The organism is Alkalibacterium gilvum (genome assembly GCF_900109085.1).
GTDB lineage: Bacteria > Bacillota > Bacilli > Lactobacillales > Carnobacteriaceae_A > Alkalibacterium > Alkalibacterium gilvum.
The window spans coordinates 1-16,635 of record NZ_FNYW01000038.1 but is presented as its reverse complement, the minus strand read 5'-3'; the positions used below and the strand labels follow the sequence as shown (position 1 = coordinate 16,635).

The following is a 16,635-nucleotide window of genomic DNA, read 5'->3' as shown; positions in this document are numbered from 1 at the left end:
ATCGTAGATGTTTTGGTGCCATTTTTAGTGATCGAATAGTTCTCATTAACTGATCCACAGTGATGACAAGCCTTCGGCTTGTATGTAAGTGTGGCTTGATAAACTAAGTAGTTTACTCCTTTTATCTTTTCTTCTATACAAAGATAATTATTTACATCAAAAATAATGTTTTCGTCTTTAATATTTAATGAATTTCGTATAATATGAGAGTGGGTCATGTAGATTCTCCTTTGATTGGTTTTGGTCGACTTAATTATAAGGGAATCTACTGACCTTTTTCTATTGATATACAAAAAAACGTGCCAGTGAGTTTTTAGAACTCACCAACACGATTAATTATAGAACCTGAAAAACGATCGCTTTTGAATTAATTTTCAAAGAGCGATCGCTTTTTTATTTTTTTTTATTTTTCTTGATCCTAAAATACGCCTGTGCTAAACGTGTTCCATTAACAAAATCTTTTGTTGCAAAAAGAGCGAATAAATATGAGAAAAATCCCCATCCACCTGAGGCAACAGAATCAATGGTGAAAAAGAGAAAGAGAGCAAATAGTATATATTGGAACATGATTTGAAGTTGTAATTGTTTTTTTGTCATAATAGTCCTTTCTGAGATAAAGTATCTTAGATTATTGAGTTAAATATAAATTGGCTAGAACAGCTATGATATTCATCAGACTATGAGCAAGGATAGGCGTCCAAATGTTTTTAGTCTTGAAATAAAGCCAAGAAAACACAAAGCCCATGGCTGAATATACTAATAGAAAGCCATCGAAATGTATGAAAGCAAAAAGTAGAGAACTTATAACAGCTGCACCTATGCCACCAGTTTTTTCAATAAGCATTCCAAATATCGCTTTTCTAAAAACAAACTCTTCCATGATAGGACCGGCTACACCTATAATCACTATAAATATTGGGTAACTTCTAACAAATTCGACAAGCATCTGAGTGTTGACGGATTCTGTCCCAGAGCCTAAATACTGAACTTCAATAAAATTAGCTATATTTTGAGCGAACAATGCTATGAATACACCCAAAACACCCCAGAGCAGAATATCTTTCTTTCGTTTGGAAATTTTTTCCTCAAAGGCGAAGGACATATTGAATCTTTTTTCAATGAAAATCATTCCTATAGCACCTAAAGAAAAAAAGACGAGTGAAGGAATGAGTGCCCTAGCCGCACCTAGCGATTCAGGTAAGAATAAAGGAATGATACCTGCTAAAAGCTGGATCAGTATGAAAAGAAAAATGATACGTGTTGCTGCTTTTTTGTTCAAAGTTGAGTTATTCATTAAAGACATCCTTTTATATGTTTTATACAATACTAGTAATCTAACACAAAACACTTTGTTTTTCCATAAACTATGAGCTACGTTTTTTTTAGATTTGGCTTGCAAGATACGTCTGTTTTGAATATACTTAGAAGTGGAGTTAGCACTCTGACGTGACGAGTGCTAAAACTAAGTTTTCACTGATTACATTGTGGAAAATAAAACCAATCAAATATTTTTGGAGGGATTACACTATGTTAAAACCTTTGGGAAATCGTGTACTTCTTGAAGTGAAAAAAGAAGAAGAAAAAACAGCGAGCGGATTAGTATTGCCAGATTCCGCAAAAGAGAAACCTCAAACAGCAGAAGTTGTAGCTGTAGGAGAGGGAAAGCTTCTTAACAATGGGGACTATGCAAAACCTCTAGTTTCAGTTAATGATAAAGTTGTTTTTGAGAAATATACAGGTTCCGAAATAAAGTATCAAGGGACAGAATATTTAGTTGTCAAAGACACTGACATCATAGCTATTATCGACTAATAGATTACGATCGCGTATTTAATTTTCAATATAATTTAAGAAGGAGAGAATTAAAACATGACTAAAGAAATAAAATTTTCTGAAGATGCCCGCGCCGCAATGCTTCGTGGAGTAGATAAATTAGCAGATACAGTGAAAGTTACCTTAGGTCCAAAAGGGCGTAATGTTATTTTAGATAAATCTTTTGGCGCACCACAAATTACCAATGATGGTGTGACGATTGCAAAAGAAATTGAATTAGAAGACAAGTTTGAAAACATGGGTGCTCAACTAGTTGTAGAAGTTGCAAGCAAAACAAATGACATTGCTGGTGATGGTACAACAACAGCAACTGTTTTAGCACAAGCCATTGTTAATGAAGGAATGAAAAATGTAACAGCTGGCGCAAACCCTGTTGGCATTCGTAGAGGGATTGAATTAGCTACGAGAAAAGCAGTGGAATCACTTCAAGCAATATCAACACAAGTAGCTGATAAAGAATCTATTGCACAGATTGCAGCTATTTCTTCAGGCGACGAAGAAATCGGACATTTACTTGCAGATGCTATGGAAAAAGTAGGCAGTGACGGTGTTATAACTATCGAAGAATCACAAGGAATCGAAACAGAATTAGAAGTTGTAGAAGGTATGCAATTCGACCGTGGTTATTTATCACAGTACATGGTGACTGATGATGAAAAAATGGAAGCTAATTTGGATAATCCATATATCTTGATAACAGATAAAAAAATTACATCTGTTCAGGATATTTTGCCTGTACTTGAAGATATTATGCAACAGAATCGCCCGTTGTTGATTATTGCAGATGATATTGAGGGAGAAGCATTACCGACATTAGTCTTAAATAAAATCCGTGGCACACTGAATGTTGTTGCTGTTAAGGCGCCTGGCTTTGGAGATCGCCGTAAAGGGATGCTAGAAGATATTGCTACATTAACAAACGGCACTGTCATAACAAGTGAATTAGGATTAGATTTAAAAGATATGACAATCGACCAATTGGGTTCAGCCGGAAAAGTAGTTGTGACTAAAGACGATACAACCATTGTTGAAGGAACTGGGGATAAAGCTTCGATTGAACAACGTGTAAATATGCTACGTTCGCAAGCTGAAGAAACAACGTCTGAATTTGATCGTGAAAAACTTCAAGAACGTATTGCTAAATTAGCAGGCGGGGTTGCTGTAATCAAAGTCGGCGCTGCGACTGAAACAGAAATAAAAGAGCGTAAATTACGTATTGAAGACGCTTTGAATGCATCACGCGCTGCAGTCGAAGAAGGCGTTATAGCAGGTGGTGGAACAGCTTATATCAATATATTGAAAGATTTAGAAGCTATTGATGTTTCGGATGACGAAGCAACTGGGGTTAAAATTGTTTTACGAGCGCTTGAAGAGCCTGTCCGTCAAATTGCACAAAATGCCGGCTTAGACGGTAGTGTTATTGTGGAACGCTTAAAACATGTTGAAACAGGTATCGGTTTCAATGCCTCAACAGGAAAAATGGTAAACATGGTTGAAGCAGGAATCATCGACCCAACTAAAGTAACACGTTCTGCCTTACAGAATGCAGCCTCCGTTTCTGCACTTCTTCTTACAACAGAAGCAGCTGTAGCAGATATATCTGAAGAAAATAATGAACCAGCCGGTGGAATGAATCCAGGTGGCATGGGCGGTATGATGTAATAACCGTATACCTTTTTTACAATAAAGCATTAAAAACTCCCAGATTACCCTTTCGGTAATCTGGGAGTTTTTATTTTTAATTTTATACTTTTTGGCGCTAAAAAATATCATTTAAAAAATAAACTGATAGTCAAAAGAAGGACTTCTACACTACTAAATAAAACAATGTTTTTAATGGCCACAACAAATGTTTCGCGTTTTATTTGTTTTTCATTATAAGCATTTAAATTCTTTTTGATCAGTGGAGAAGTTAGGAAAATTCCTAACATAATGGGATGAAGATACCCTAGTAATACAGAAACAGCAATCACTGCGTAACAGAAAAACATCAATAAATTAAATAACTGCACTGCCTTTTCTTTTCCAATGTAAAAAGGGAGTGTGAACCGATGATTAGCGATATCCTCTTCAAGGTCACATGTGTTGTTGGCAAGCATAATATTGGCAATAAGGAATACAGTTGGAAGAGATACAAAGAAGACTGAAAAAATGTCCAGCATGTTACCTCCCAATAAAAACTCTGCGCCGTCGAAAGCTATGTGGACTAAGTCGCTATTTGTATCATTGATAAATACTGAAATAAAGAAAATGCCAAAGCCCATTGTTAAACCAGATAAAATTTCGCCGAGAGGAGTTCTGGAAATAGGTATAGGTCCATACGTGTAAAAAATACCAATACCAAAACATACAGCACCAATGGCTAATAACAAAATACTTGTTTGATAAACAAGCAGTATACCTAATGCAGCTGATAAAAGAAGCATAAATAGTATGAGACGAACCACTGATTTTTTTGATATCCCAGCTTGACCAATGATATTCGTATTTTTTCGATAATGATCATCTTTAGCTTTTTTAAAATCCATTAAATTATTAATTGCGGTTGTCGTCATATCAAATAAAATCATTGCTACAAAGAAGAGGATGGTATTGGATAAATCAAATTCAGAAAAATAATAGGCGGAGAACAATACACCTAGTAAAAAAGGGAATAGACTTGCTATTTTTGTTTGGATTTCGACTAATTTCAAAAAGACAGTAAAACTCATCTTGCACTTCCTTCTCTTATTTAATTGTTTGAATAACTTTATGCATGAAATGTATAATTTAGTTAACTGCTATGGATTATACCATAAAAATATATTGTTCTGGGAAAATGTGAAGAAAAATTCAATATAACTGACAAAAATAAATAGTACGGAAGAGTTAAATAAACACTACGTAACACTTACTGTCACAAAACGTTAATATTTACTTTTAGTAATTACTTTTTGTCATAAAATATCTAGACAATTATTTTCTACTAATGTATAATAAGCACTGTTGCATGTGAAGGTTTAAACATTAATGAGTGAAAAATAACGTGTATAAGATTTTATTGTACTGTGAATATAATTATAATAACTTAAATATAGTGAATAATGTTTGTTTAAACTGATTATTAAATAATATATTAAGGAGTGCGAGTAATGACTAAAAAAAATATCGTTGTCGTTGGCGCCGGCTTTGCTGGTGTATCAGCAACCAAAAAACTTGCTAAAAAATTCAAAAAAAATAAGGATGTTACGATAACATTAATCGATCGCCATCCGTATCAGACGTACATGACTGAACTTCATGAAGTTGCTGGTGGACGAGTAGAGCCTGAGGCCATACAATTCGATTTACAACGCCTATTTAGTCGTAAAAAGAATGTAAAATTGGTAACTGACAATGTAGAAAATATCGATCACGATAATAATATCGTTTCAACTGAAAATGGATCATATTCATTTGATTATCTTGTCCTAGGAATGGGTGGCGAGCCCAATGATTATGGTACGCCAGGAGTAAGAGAACATGGCTTTACGCTTTGGTCAATGGAAGATGCGGTTAAGATACGTGAGCACATTGAAGAAACTGTAGCAGAAGCTGCATTTGTTCGTGATGATGCTAAACGTAAAGCAATGTTAACCTTCGCTGTGTGTGGGTCAGGTTTCACTGGTATCGAAATGATTGGTGAACTTGCAGATTGGAAAGAAAGACTAGCAAAAGACCACAGAGTTGACCCTGATGAGATTTCATTAATCGTTGTTGAAGCGATCCCGACTATTTTGAATATGCTTTCTCGTAAAAATGCTGATAAAGCAGAACGCTATATGGAAAAAAGAGGCATTAAAATTCTAAAAAGCTCTCCTATAGTTAAAGTTGCATCTGATCATATTGAATTGAAATCTGGAGAGATTATTCCAACACATACATTGATTTGGACTGCTGGTGTTAAGGCAAACTCCGACACAGAAGAGTTTGGTATAGAGAAGGCACGTGCTGATCGTTTAGTTGTAGATGAATATATGGAAGCTAAAGGATATGACAATGTATATGTCATTGGCGACCTCGTTTATTATATAGAAGAAGGCGGGGCTCCAACACCACAAATTGTCCAAGCTGCACAACAGACAGGACATACTGCCGCTAATAATATTGCAGCAGATATTGAAGGAACAGAAAAACATAAACATGAAAGTAATTATCAAGGGTTCATGGTATCTATTGGATCAACATATGGTGTTGCAGAATTACTGGGTAAAATAAATCTTTCTGGTTTCTTTGCCATATTAGTAAAACACTTAGTTAACTTATTATATTTCTTTGAAATACGTTCTGGCTATTATGCTGTACAATATATTTTCCACGAATTCTTCCATATAAAAGATAAACGCAATATATTCCGTGGACACTTATCTCGATATGGTAATGTACTTTGGTCAGTTCCTTTACGTGTCTTCTTTGGTAGCATGTGGCTCGTTGAAGGATTGAAAAAAGCTTTCGGGATATTCGGTGCAGAAACATGGTTTGGAGATAGAGTTGCCTTACCGTTCTCATGGCTTCAAGATGCAACATCTGGTGCTTCAGCAGCTGCTGAAACAACAACAGCCGACTCAATCTTTGGATTAAGTTATGTTTATGGTGAAGAACCGATGATGATTCTTAAAGAGGCGCCGGGTTGGTTTGAAACGATTATGGAATTCATGATACCAACACCTGAAATCGCACTTATATTCCAAAAAGTGATGACTCTTGTAGAGATTGGCATAGGATTAGCTCTAATTGCAGGATTATTTACTTGGTTAGTAAGTGCCGCAACAATTGGCCTAGTAATGAGCTTTACCTTATCAGGGATGTTCTATTGGGTAAATATCTGGTTTGTCTTTGTAGCTCTTGCTTTAATGAATGGAGCAGGACGTGCGTTTGGACTAGATTATTACGTTATTCCTTGGATTCAAAAAGTTGCTGGTAATTGGTGGTATGGGAAAACTAAACCTGTACACAAACGCAAATAAATATAGAATGATATAATAATGCAAAAGAGTGAAGGAGGAAAAATGCTCTCCTTCATTCTTTTTTTTATAAAAAAAGCCGTGTTAAGTTGTGTTCTTTAAAAGAAAAAATGTTACACTCAAGAAGTTTTAAATTGTTTTTGGTACACTAAAAATATCAATCATCAAAAGATTTTTCGTAGAAAACTGAGTCAAAAAAAGAAAGAGGAATTTATATGCAGATACATCCGATGTGGGATTCCTATCCTGAATTAAAGGCTGAATTAAAAGAGACAATCGAGCTGATCAATAAGGAAGTATTTGTCCGCAATAAAGAAATCGAAGCGGCTATTTTGGATATGCTCCAGTCTGGTGGAAAGCTCCTTCGGCCAGCATATGCCTTATTGTTTTCATCATTTGGTGATAGTCATTCACCTGAGAGGGCGCGTAGTCTGGCTGCGGCTATTGAATTGCTTCACACAAGTACACTCATACATGACGATATTGTCGACGAGGCCTCAACAAGGAGAAAAAAGCAGACGATTCAATCAAAGTATGGCAAAGATGTTGCAGTATATGCAGGAGACTATTTATTTACAGTTGTTTTCCGTATCTTATCAAAGCATGCGGATTCAGTCGAAGATATGACCGTTAATACAAAGGGTATGGAACGTATTTTAATGGGTGAATTAAACCAAATGCATTTACGCTACAAACAAAATATGTCTATTAGAGACTATTTAACTCAAATATCTGGTAAAACAGCCCAATTGTTTGCTCTCGCTTGCTTTTCTGGTGCAATGGAAGGCAGCGATAAAAAGTCATTTGCCCGCAATTGTTATTATATTGGAAGTCATATAGGGATGGCCTTCCAAATTATGGATGATGTGTTGGATTACACGCAATCATCTAAAAACTTAGGTAAGCCAGTTCTTGAAGATGTAAGACAAGGTATATACACCGCTCCAATAATCTTTGCACTAAGAAAAGAGAAAAAAGAATTAGCTTACTTATTGAAAAAAGAAAGTGCGATTACCCAAAGTGATGCTCAAAAAATTCAACAAATTGTATATGAAGCCGGTGGAGTTAAGGAAGCAAAAATATTGGCTGAAAAGTACACTAAAAAAGCTTTGAAACGTATTGAGAGCCTTCCAAACACAAAAGAAAAACAAATCATTCAAGAAATAACAGAAAATTTACTCATTCGAGAGATGTAAACGTCATATTATCTAAGAGTTCCCAAAATTGGGAGCTCCTTTTTTATACTATGCTTCTTATAAAGAAGATTACCTAAATGGCTGACTTTAGTCATCTTGAATAATTATTGGTAAAATAGAGTTAACAAAAAGTAGGAGATGATGAAATGAAGATAGCCATTGCTCAACTTGACTTAGTATTTGAACAACCTATGAAAAACAAGAATAAAGTCATTAGCTATGTCAGAATGGCCATTATGAAGAATAAACCGGATGTCATTGTTTTACCTGAAATGTGGAAAACATCTTATTACCCCTCAAATATTGATGAGTGTGCAGATGCTGATGGACATGAAACCAAACAATTTCTAAGTGAACTTGCAAAGGAACACGATGTTAATATCATTGGCGGATCTGTAGGTAATAGAATGAAAGAGAAATTCTACAATACAAGTTATTCTTTTGATCGTACTGGAAAGCTTATTCATACTTATAATAAAGTACATCTCTATCGAACGTCTAAAGAACAGGAATTTTTTAGCCCCGGAAGTGAAATGGGCATTTTTGAAATTGATGGCACAAAAGTAGGACTTGTCACTGGCTATGATTTAGAATTCCCAGAGTGGATTAGAAAAATGGCATTAGAGGATATAAAAATACTTTTTGTTCCTGCTGCGTGGACGTATCCCCATTTATTAGCTTGGGAAACGTTGTTATCGGCAAGGGCAATAGAAAATCAGATTTTTGTTGTAGGCGTAAATAGTGTTGGGACGACAAAAAAACTAAACTTTTGTGGGCATTCAAGTATTATTAATCCCTCGGGCAAGACTATTGCTTCAGGAAGAATGGAAGAAATGCTTATATGGGGGAACTTGGACTTAAATGAAATTAGTAAGTCACGCCAAAGCGGATCTATTTATATTGATAGGCGCCCAGAGCTGTATAAGCAGTAATGTATTATCAGATTACTCAAAAAAAGCAGGTATGAGAGGTATTAAAATCCCATGCCTGCTTTGCAATTGTGTTAAAAAAAGGGCGTACCAAAAATTTGAGTAGCATAAAGATAAACACCATCATAGTGGACGCCAATACCAACCTCTTCATATTCTGGGGTTACCATGTTCTCATAGTGTCCCTGACTCTCGACCCAGCCGTTAAAAAGGAGTTCAGCCATCTCTTCTTCACTTTTAAAGTAAGTGGCCATGCCTAAATTCTCGCCAACGCGCTTGTATGAGTAATCAATCGTCTCATTTTCAAAAACAGTGAAAGGGCCTCTTCCATCAGGACGTGTATGTGAAAAAGACTCTTCAGTTTCCTTAGCCCTCAAATCAGCCGCTGTTTTGAGGGCATCATTAGAGGACAATGTGTTGAGATTCTTTTCTTGCCTTAATTCATTAAGCAGTGTTAATATTTTTTGTTCCACACTGTCATAATTGACATCCGTATGAGTCGTCTTTTCTATAGTTTTACTGTCTTCTTCTGCTTTCGTGTCATCATATTTATTGGAAGGTACTTCCACAATGGTTGGTGCCGTATCCAGAGAAGAGGTTAATTTTTGTATTTCTGTTTGCGTTGGGAAAAAATCAACAGCTGTATTCATCCATTTACCTACTTGCGTACCATTAAGTAATCCGCTCGATCCTAACCAGAACCCTATCATCAATACTAATAATAAAGTGATTATTTTTCTTATAAATCTCATTATCCTCATGCCTTTCTATAGTTAGCTCAGTTTACCAGAAAGCCAATCATGTAAAAAGGCAAAAGGGTTATATAGAAAGTAACAGACGTCTTTTGTATAGCCAATTTAACTTATTTCACATCTTTATAATTATATTCGAAAAAGGAATTAAGTCCTTCTAATCGATTTTACTACTGGGGATTTGTTAAAATAGAAGTAATAATTTAGAGGGGGAGAGTGTTATGATACCTAAGATCATTCACTATGCTTGGTTTGGTGGCAACGACTTTGGCGAACTAGAAGAAAAATGTCTAAAAAGTTGGAAAAAGTATTGTCCTGATTGGGAAATTAAACGTTGGGATGAGTCTAACTTTGACCCTAATGAACATGGCACCTATGTCAAACAAGCTTATGAGAGAGAGGATTGGGCCTTTGTTTCAGATGTCGCCCGCCTGTATGCCTTGAACAAATATGGCGGCGTATATTGTGATACCGATATGGAACTGATTAAGCCAATAGATAAATTCCGAAAACATCCTGCATTTTTTAGTTTTGAAATCGAAACAGAAATATCGACGGGGATTATCGGTGCAGAGCCACATCATCCATTTATTGAAGAGCTTTTCAATGATTATGAAGATAGAGAGTTCATATTGCCGGATGGATCACGAGATGAAAAAACTAACGTTATTCGAATTACTGAAATAATGAAAGAAAGAGGACTAAAACCAAACAATACCTTGCAAGAAGTGGAAAACTGCACCATTTTTCCACGTGACTATTTCTCACCAAAAGACTACTGGACGAGAGAAGTAGAAGCAACAGAAAACACGCATGGCATCCACCAATTCACAGGTAGCTGGCTATAAAAAAATTAACAAAGAGACTGGGACTTTTAATCCCGAGTCTCTTTGTGATTCCAAATCTTTTTTTATGAGATACAATGCATTGCTTTTCATTTAACGTTATAATATATAGGCTATCGTATTTTTGAAAGGATGAGCTGATGAAAGTATTTATAAATGGCCATGTCTATTTGGAACGTCATTCTTTTACAGAAGCTTTTGTTGTCGAAGGCAATAAAATTATAAAAACGGGGACAAATGAGTCGTGTATGCAAACGGCCATTCAAAAGAGTGAATATACAGTCGTTGATTTAAAGGGGAAGACTGTTTTGCCAGGTTTTATAGATTCGCATCTTCACTTTTTAATGACGTCTGACTATTTAAGTTTACTACCAATATCAGACGTAACCTCGATGGCAGAGCTCATTAAAAGATGTCAGGATTATATAAAAGAGAATACCTTAACGAATCAGGATATTTTGTACACAGAAGGCTGGAACCACACAGCGTTTACGGATGAAAAAAGAATGCCTGATCGCTGGGATTTGGATACAATATCAAAAGAGGTCCCTGTTGTACTTACGCGTGTCGATAGGCATGTTATGAGTTTGAATACGGCTGCTCTGGAGTACTTTAATATTAGTGAAGGAACTAAGACGCGTTTAAATGGTGAAATCAAAAGGGATACACGCGATAGACTCACAGGCATTTTGACTGAAGGTGCTGTGGATCTAGTTAAAGCAAAGATGCCGAAAAAATCTCGTAAAAAAATTAAAGAGCAACTTGTTGATACGATGTATCGCGCTAATAAGGTGGGGTTAACATCTGTGCATACAAATGATGCAAAAGATGAGAATATTGAGGAAACGTTATCCTTGTATAAAGAATTGGAGAAAGAAGGACGTTTAACCTTACGTTTTTATCAGCAAATTTGGTTCAATAATGATACATATTTACCAGATTTCTTTAATAAAAAGCATTTTTTTCGTGAAGGAACACATTGGAATAAAATCGGACCGATTAAATTTTTCATTGATGGCACGCTTGGTTCAAGAACAGCCGCTCTGAGAGAACCTTATGCTGATGATGAAGGAAACTTAGGCATGTTGACAAAGACGGAAGAAACACTCTATAAGGGAGTTAAGCAAGCGTTAGACAATGGCTATCAAGTTATTACTCACGCTATAGGTGACCGAGGGATTGAGACAGTCCTTAATGCTTATGATAACGCTTTGGGAGAGCGGCCTAACAAGCTGAGACTTGGGATTAACCATATGCAAATTACAGACCATGATCTTATCGAACGAACAAAAAAGAAAAATTATTTGACGTATGTACAACCTATATTTTTAAACGATGACATACCGATTATTTCTGAGCGAATAGGAAGCAAACGCGCGAAAACCTCTTACTTATTTAAAACAATCTTAGATAGTGGTATTCACCAGTCTCTTAGTAGTGATGCGCCGATTGCATCATTTAATCCTTTTTATACTATTCAATGTGCAGTCACTAGAAACCGCTTGAATGACTCAGGTTCAGCTAATGAACCTTACCTGCCAGAAGAAGCTCTGGATATCTATGAGGCCATTGATGCTTACACATACGAAGGGGCTTACGCATCTTTTGAAGAAACAGAAAAAGGAAGGATTAAAGAAGGATATCTGGCTGATTTTGTTATACTGGACCAAGATATTTTCACATGTGAACATACAGAAATAAAAAATATTCGAGTGGATGCAACCTATGTTGATGGTAAGTGCGTCTATAAATTAGGAGGCGTACATGAAAAATAAAATAGTAACTAAAGATAGGGCAAAAAATTTGTCACTTATTTTTATTGGTTCTTTGCTCTATGCCATAAGTGTGAATGTATTTACCGTACCGAATGGTTTGGCTGAAGGAGGATTAACAGGATTTTCTCTGATTCTGTTTTACATCTTAAGAATTCCTCCTTCATATACTATTTTTATTGTAAATATCGTCATACTTGCAATTGGATACAAATTTTTGGATAAACGAACATTATACTACACACTAGTTGCGAACGGTATTATATCTGTTCTATTGCTCGTCGTAACAGACTGGGCATTTATCCCTGAGACAACTTTGCTTGCTCCAATTGGCTCTGGATTGTTTATGGGAGCAGGGATTGGATTAATAATGTTAGGGCACGGAACAACTGCTGGAAGTGATATTATAGCCAAACTCCTTCAGAAATATGCAGGAATGAACATACCTACAGCCTTACTTTTAATCGATATATTTATTGTTGTACCGAGTGCTTTTATTATTGGTGCAGAAAATGTGTTTTTGACATTGGTGAATTTATATATTCAAAGTAAAGTCATTGATTTTATACTTGAAGGATTAAATCCTAGAAAGTCATTTTTTATTATATCGGCTAAACATGTCGAAGTGGCTGAAGCAATCGAACAACAATTAGGACGTGGCATTACCCTTTTAAATGGAAAAGGCTATTACACGAAAGAAGAGAAAGAAATTATTTATATTATTATTAATCGTAGAGAAGTCCTTCGTGTTAAGAGAATTGTGGAAATGATTGATCCGAATGCTTTCATGACTATTTCGCACGTTCAAGAAGTGACGGGGGAGGGCTTTACCTACTTATCAGAAGAAGTTCAAGCCCAAAGAATTACTGAGGCTCAAGAAGAATGGGATAGTGAAGCGATAGAGTAATGCGTTTAAGAGTGAATACTTTAGAAAAAAGTAGGAGAGGATTAATCAATGACAAATAAAATTTTAGAAATCAATGATGTAAGTTTCAATGTCGGGGGAAATACAATATTGAGCCATTTAGATTTCTCAGTTAATAAAGGAGAACATATAACGGTTACCGGTCCATCTGGTGGAGGAAAGAGTACACTATTAAAAGTCATTGCAAGTATGCTTACTCAAACAGAAGGAAGCATTATTTATAAAGGTAAAAACATACAAGAAATCAATCCGATAGAATACAGGAAAAAAGTATCTTATTTATTTCAAAATCCAGCACTTTTTGATTCAACAGTGAAAGATAATCTTGCGTTCCCTTCTAGTATTCGTGATGATAAATTTGACGAGGCGAAAAGTATTCAGTTATTGGAACGCGTAAGCTTAGATAAGTCTTACCTAAGCAAACAAGTGAAAGAGCTATCTGGTGGAGAAAAACAACGTATTGCTTTAATAAGGAATATATTGTATAAGCCTGATATCCTTTTGCTTGATGAAGTGACGAGTTCTTTGGATATGGAAAATAAAAATATTTTACATGACATAATAGGAGAACTCAATGATAAAGATAAAATAACTATCCTATCAGTTTCTCATGACGAGGAAGAAATAAAACGTGCCAATCGCGTTATACGTATTATAGATGGAAAGGTGGACACTAACTAATGGAATCTAATTTAGAAATCGGCTTTTTTTCATTACTGCTATCAACGGGGTTACTTTTGATAGCTATATTTGTAGATTATAAGGAGAAGTTAAACTTAGGGAATGACATTTTCATTGCAGGAGTAAGGGCAGTTATACAGTTATTTGCTATCGGCTATCTCTTAAAATATATTATTCAAGTTGATAATTTCTTTCTCACATTAGCAATGGTTCTGTTTATTGTTTTCAATGCTGGTTTTAATGCGCACAAACGAAGCGGGGGGCTATCCAATTCGCTGTTCATCTCATTAGTAGCCATTGGAGCAGGTACCACTCTAACATTAGGTGTGATGATTGTATCAGGAGTGATTGATTGGGTTCCTTCACAAATTGTACCTATTACGGGGATGATTGCTAGTAATGCAATGGTTGCTATAGGTTTAACTTATCAGTCATTAAATAATAAATTCAATGATCAAAGACAACAAGTGTTGGAAAAACTTGCTCTGGGTGCAACTGAAAAGCAAGCATCAATGAGTATTATCAGAGAGAGTGTCAAGACAGGGATGAGTCCTTCAATTGATAGAACAAAGACAGTAGGCTTGGTTAGTTTACCTGGAATGATGTCAGGACTTATATTTGCTGGTGTGAATCCAACAGCAGCTATCCGCTATCAAGTAGTCGTCATGTTTATGCTTATAGGAGTAACGAGTATTGCGAGTTTCATTGCGAGTTATTTAGGATACAAAAAATACTATAATGACCGTAACCAATTAATTCTCTAAAATGTTTTAAAGTTTATAATTTTTTACTGTTTATGATGCTTTTTATATTACACTATTACAAAAAACGCTCTATTTCGCAATCATTATGTTATATTGCGTCAAGAATAATACAAACTAACTAAAAGGAAGTGACAATAGGTTCAAACCCCTTTTCTTTTCGGAGTGTCGTGGTAAGATACATACAGTTGTTCGGGAGATGTCCTGGGCAAACAAAAATCTGACACATAAACTTAACCGATTGAACTATATGAAAAGGGGAATTTTTTTATGACTATTCGAAATAATAAATTTATCAAAGCAGGACTTACTTTATCAGCAGCAGGACTAATGTTCTTAGCAAATGATACTGAAGCAAGTGCAAGCTCAAACTGGGCACCACGTACAGTTTTAGAAATCGAAGAAGATATCAATGAAGCTAAAGCTAATTCTGATGAAGATGAAACACTAGAGTATACTTTCCAATGGGGAGATACCTTATGGGGCGTTTCTCAAGCAACAGATGTTTCTGTGGATAAATTGGTAAAAGTGAATGATATTGACAACCGTAGTTTAATTCAAGTTGGAAATACTGTTTATTTAAGTAAGGACTCTTCTGTTATTTCTGTAGAAAAAGAAGAAGATGTTGTTAGTTATGATGTATCTACTGATGATGTAAAAGAAACAGAAACACCTGATGAAGTGAAAGAAGCGAAAAAAGAAAAACAAGCAGCAGCCGAAAAAGCGGCAGCCGAACAAGCAGCAGCGAAAAAAGCTGAAGAGAAAGCATCTACTTCTTCAGAAAATACAAGTAGTGAGCAAGCCGGGCGTTGGATTTCCGTTGAAGCAACGGCTTATTCTAGAAACCAAGCAAGCTTAAGTAACTTCACTTATATGGGTATTGACTTAAGAGAAAACTCTAGAGTTATTGCTGTAGATCCAAATGTCATTCCATTAGGATCGAAAGTATTCATTCCTGGCTATGGTGAATTTGTTGCTGGAGATACAGGTGGCGCAATCAATGGCACACGTATTGATATTCACATGGAAGACTTAGACGCAGCATGGTCATTTGGTCGTCGTCAAATGGACATTCAAATTTTAGACTAATAGAATACTGAACAATTTTTGCAAGTACAGGGCCAATACTCTGTACTTGCTTTTTTTATAAAAAATTTCGTGCTTTTTATGATGATTAAAAGAGAGTCATTAATTTTTTTAGAGCGCTTTCTTTTGGTTAGTAGCTTTTTCGTGATAAGATACAAGCAAATGAAACTGTATCACTTATTTATACTAGGTATGAACTTAAAAGTTTATATCATCACATTATTTGTCCTGATGTATTTAAGGAACAGAAGTGTTTTTGCTTTTAATGTTTCGCTTAATTTAATACTTTTTAAATAGGAAGAACACACAATAGTACTAACGATATGGAAGGAGAATATGAAATGAAAAAGCTGTCAAAGATTTTTGCTATGCTGATGATGGGTGGAATGCTATTGGTTGGATGCGGTGAGGCAGACAATAATGAGACTGATATACCGGATGTTGATAAGACAGAAGAAGACTTGATGAACGATGATTTAGATGACCAATTGGAAGACGACGCTGAATAATTTAATAACTGAGCATTACTAAAAAATCAAAGAAGCCCAGATTTGGGGAACCTGAGCCGACCCCCAAAAGTTAGACCTAAAAATTCTAACTTTTGGGGGTATTTTTATGGCTAAATATAGCTATGAGTTAAAAATGAAAATCGTTCAAGATTATTTAAATCAAAGAGGAGGATATTTATTCCTTGCCAACAAATATGGGATATCCAGTAAAACAACTATTCAAAAATGGGTAGCTAGTTATAAAGCAATGGGAAAAGAAAGTTTGAAACGCAGTCGTCAAATTAAGAGTTATTCTGTTCAATTCAAGAGAGATGCGGTAGAGTTATACTTAACTACAGAAGTGTCCTATCAAGATCTCGCTATC

The 16,635-nt window shown here is 35.5% G+C and carries 17 protein-coding genes and 1 pseudogene; 13 read left to right on the top strand and 5 right to left on the bottom strand.

Translation table 11 applies throughout. The features are described from left to right. The 3 genes and pseudogenes from BMX83_RS10795 to BMX83_RS08835 all read right to left on the bottom strand — a co-directional run. Positions 1-218: pseudogene (locus BMX83_RS10795) on the bottom strand (ISL3 family transposase); the annotation flags it as partial. Positions 219-393: 175 nt separating this feature from the next. After that, positions 394-597 carry a YdiK family protein gene (locus BMX83_RS08840; RefSeq protein WP_218141939.1) on the bottom strand — a complete coding sequence of 68 codons (204 nt, stop codon included), beginning with the start codon at positions 595-597 and terminating at the stop codon, positions 394-396. 31 nt (positions 598-628) lie between these two features. Next, positions 629-1,294, bottom strand: coding sequence for a CPBP family intramembrane glutamic endopeptidase (locus BMX83_RS08835; protein WP_177170557.1), 666 nt, complete (start codon positions 1,292-1,294; stop codon positions 629-631). A 233-nt stretch (positions 1,295-1,527) separates the two neighbouring features. Here BMX83_RS08835 and groES point away from each other — a divergent pair, with 233 nt between their 5' ends. Both groES and groL read left to right on the top strand, forming a co-directional pair. After that, the gene (groES, locus tag BMX83_RS08830; protein WP_091636117.1) at positions 1,528-1,812 is read left to right on the top strand and encodes a co-chaperone GroES; all 285 of its coding nucleotides are present in this window, start codon (positions 1,528-1,530) and stop codon (positions 1,810-1,812) included. 57 nt (positions 1,813-1,869) lie between these two features. Further along, the gene (gene groL / locus BMX83_RS08825; RefSeq protein ID WP_091636114.1) at positions 1,870-3,495 is read left to right on the top strand and encodes a chaperonin GroEL; all 1,626 of its coding nucleotides are present in this window, start codon (positions 1,870-1,872) and stop codon (positions 3,493-3,495) included. 107 nt (positions 3,496-3,602) lie between these two features. Here groL and menA read toward each other — a convergent pair whose 3' ends face one another. Continuing rightward, entirely contained in the window at positions 3,603-4,544 is a 942-nt protein-coding gene (gene menA, locus BMX83_RS08820) for a 1,4-dihydroxy-2-naphthoate polyprenyltransferase (RefSeq protein ID WP_091636112.1), read from the bottom strand. A 420-nt stretch (positions 4,545-4,964) separates the two neighbouring features. Between menA and BMX83_RS08815 the strand changes: the two genes are divergently transcribed. The 3 genes from BMX83_RS08815 to BMX83_RS08805 all read left to right on the top strand — a co-directional run bounded on the left by BMX83_RS08815 (position 4,965) and on the right by BMX83_RS08805 (position 8,943). Next, positions 4,965-6,818 carry an FAD-dependent oxidoreductase gene (locus tag BMX83_RS08815; protein WP_091636109.1) on the top strand — a complete coding sequence of 618 codons (1,854 nt, stop codon included), beginning with the start codon at positions 4,965-4,967 and terminating at the stop codon, positions 6,816-6,818. A gap of 212 nt (positions 6,819-7,030) precedes the next feature. Further along, entirely contained in the window at positions 7,031-8,011 is a 981-nt protein-coding gene (locus BMX83_RS08810; protein ID WP_091636106.1) for a polyprenyl synthetase family protein, read from the top strand. Between the two features lie 146 nt (positions 8,012-8,157). After that, positions 8,158-8,943, top strand: a complete 786-nt coding sequence (locus BMX83_RS08805) for a carbon-nitrogen family hydrolase (protein ID WP_091636104.1) — start codon at positions 8,158-8,160, stop codon at positions 8,941-8,943. Positions 8,944-9,014: 71 nt separating this feature from the next. On the opposite strand, the gene BMX83_RS08800 is transcribed toward BMX83_RS08805, so the two are convergent. Further along, positions 9,015-9,692, bottom strand: a complete 678-nt coding sequence (locus BMX83_RS08800) for a CAP domain-containing protein (protein WP_091636101.1) — start codon at positions 9,690-9,692, stop codon at positions 9,015-9,017. 221 nt (positions 9,693-9,913) lie between these two features. On the opposite strand from BMX83_RS08800, the gene BMX83_RS08795 reads away from it, so the two are divergent. From BMX83_RS08795 to BMX83_RS08765, 8 genes are all read left to right on the top strand, one after another. Next, the gene (locus tag BMX83_RS08795; protein WP_091636099.1) at positions 9,914-10,540 is read left to right on the top strand and encodes a glycosyltransferase family 32 protein; all 627 of its coding nucleotides are present in this window, start codon (positions 9,914-9,916) and stop codon (positions 10,538-10,540) included. A gap of 137 nt (positions 10,541-10,677) precedes the next feature. After that, positions 10,678-12,312 carry an amidohydrolase gene (locus tag BMX83_RS08790; RefSeq protein ID WP_091636096.1) on the top strand — a complete coding sequence of 545 codons (1,635 nt, stop codon included), beginning with the start codon at positions 10,678-10,680 and terminating at the stop codon, positions 12,310-12,312. Continuing rightward, positions 12,302-13,216: a YitT family protein gene (locus BMX83_RS08785; protein ID WP_091636093.1), complete on the top strand. Its 915-nt coding sequence runs from the start codon at positions 12,302-12,304 to the stop codon at positions 13,214-13,216. The genes BMX83_RS08790 and BMX83_RS08785 overlap by 11 nt, the downstream gene beginning before the upstream one ends. A gap of 48 nt (positions 13,217-13,264) precedes the next feature. Continuing rightward, entirely contained in the window at positions 13,265-13,915 is a 651-nt protein-coding gene (locus BMX83_RS08780; RefSeq protein ID WP_091636091.1) for an ABC transporter ATP-binding protein, read from the top strand. After that, a complete protein-coding gene (locus BMX83_RS08775) occupies positions 13,915-14,679 on the top strand; it encodes an ABC transporter permease (RefSeq protein ID WP_091636088.1) in 765 nt (254 codons plus the stop codon). The genes BMX83_RS08780 and BMX83_RS08775 overlap by 1 nt, the downstream gene beginning before the upstream one ends. Before the next feature lie 267 nt (positions 14,680-14,946). Further along, positions 14,947-15,765, top strand: coding sequence for a 3D domain-containing protein (locus BMX83_RS08770; RefSeq protein WP_091636086.1), 819 nt, complete (start codon positions 14,947-14,949; stop codon positions 15,763-15,765). Between the two features lie 338 nt (positions 15,766-16,103). Further along, on the top strand, positions 16,104-16,271 hold the full coding sequence (locus BMX83_RS10935) for a hypothetical protein (protein WP_177170556.1): 168 nt from the start codon (positions 16,104-16,106) through the stop codon (positions 16,269-16,271). Between the two features lie 106 nt (positions 16,272-16,377). Then, a partial coding sequence (locus BMX83_RS08765; protein WP_143059518.1) for a transposase occupies positions 16,378-16,635 on the top strand: 258 nt, incomplete at its 3' end.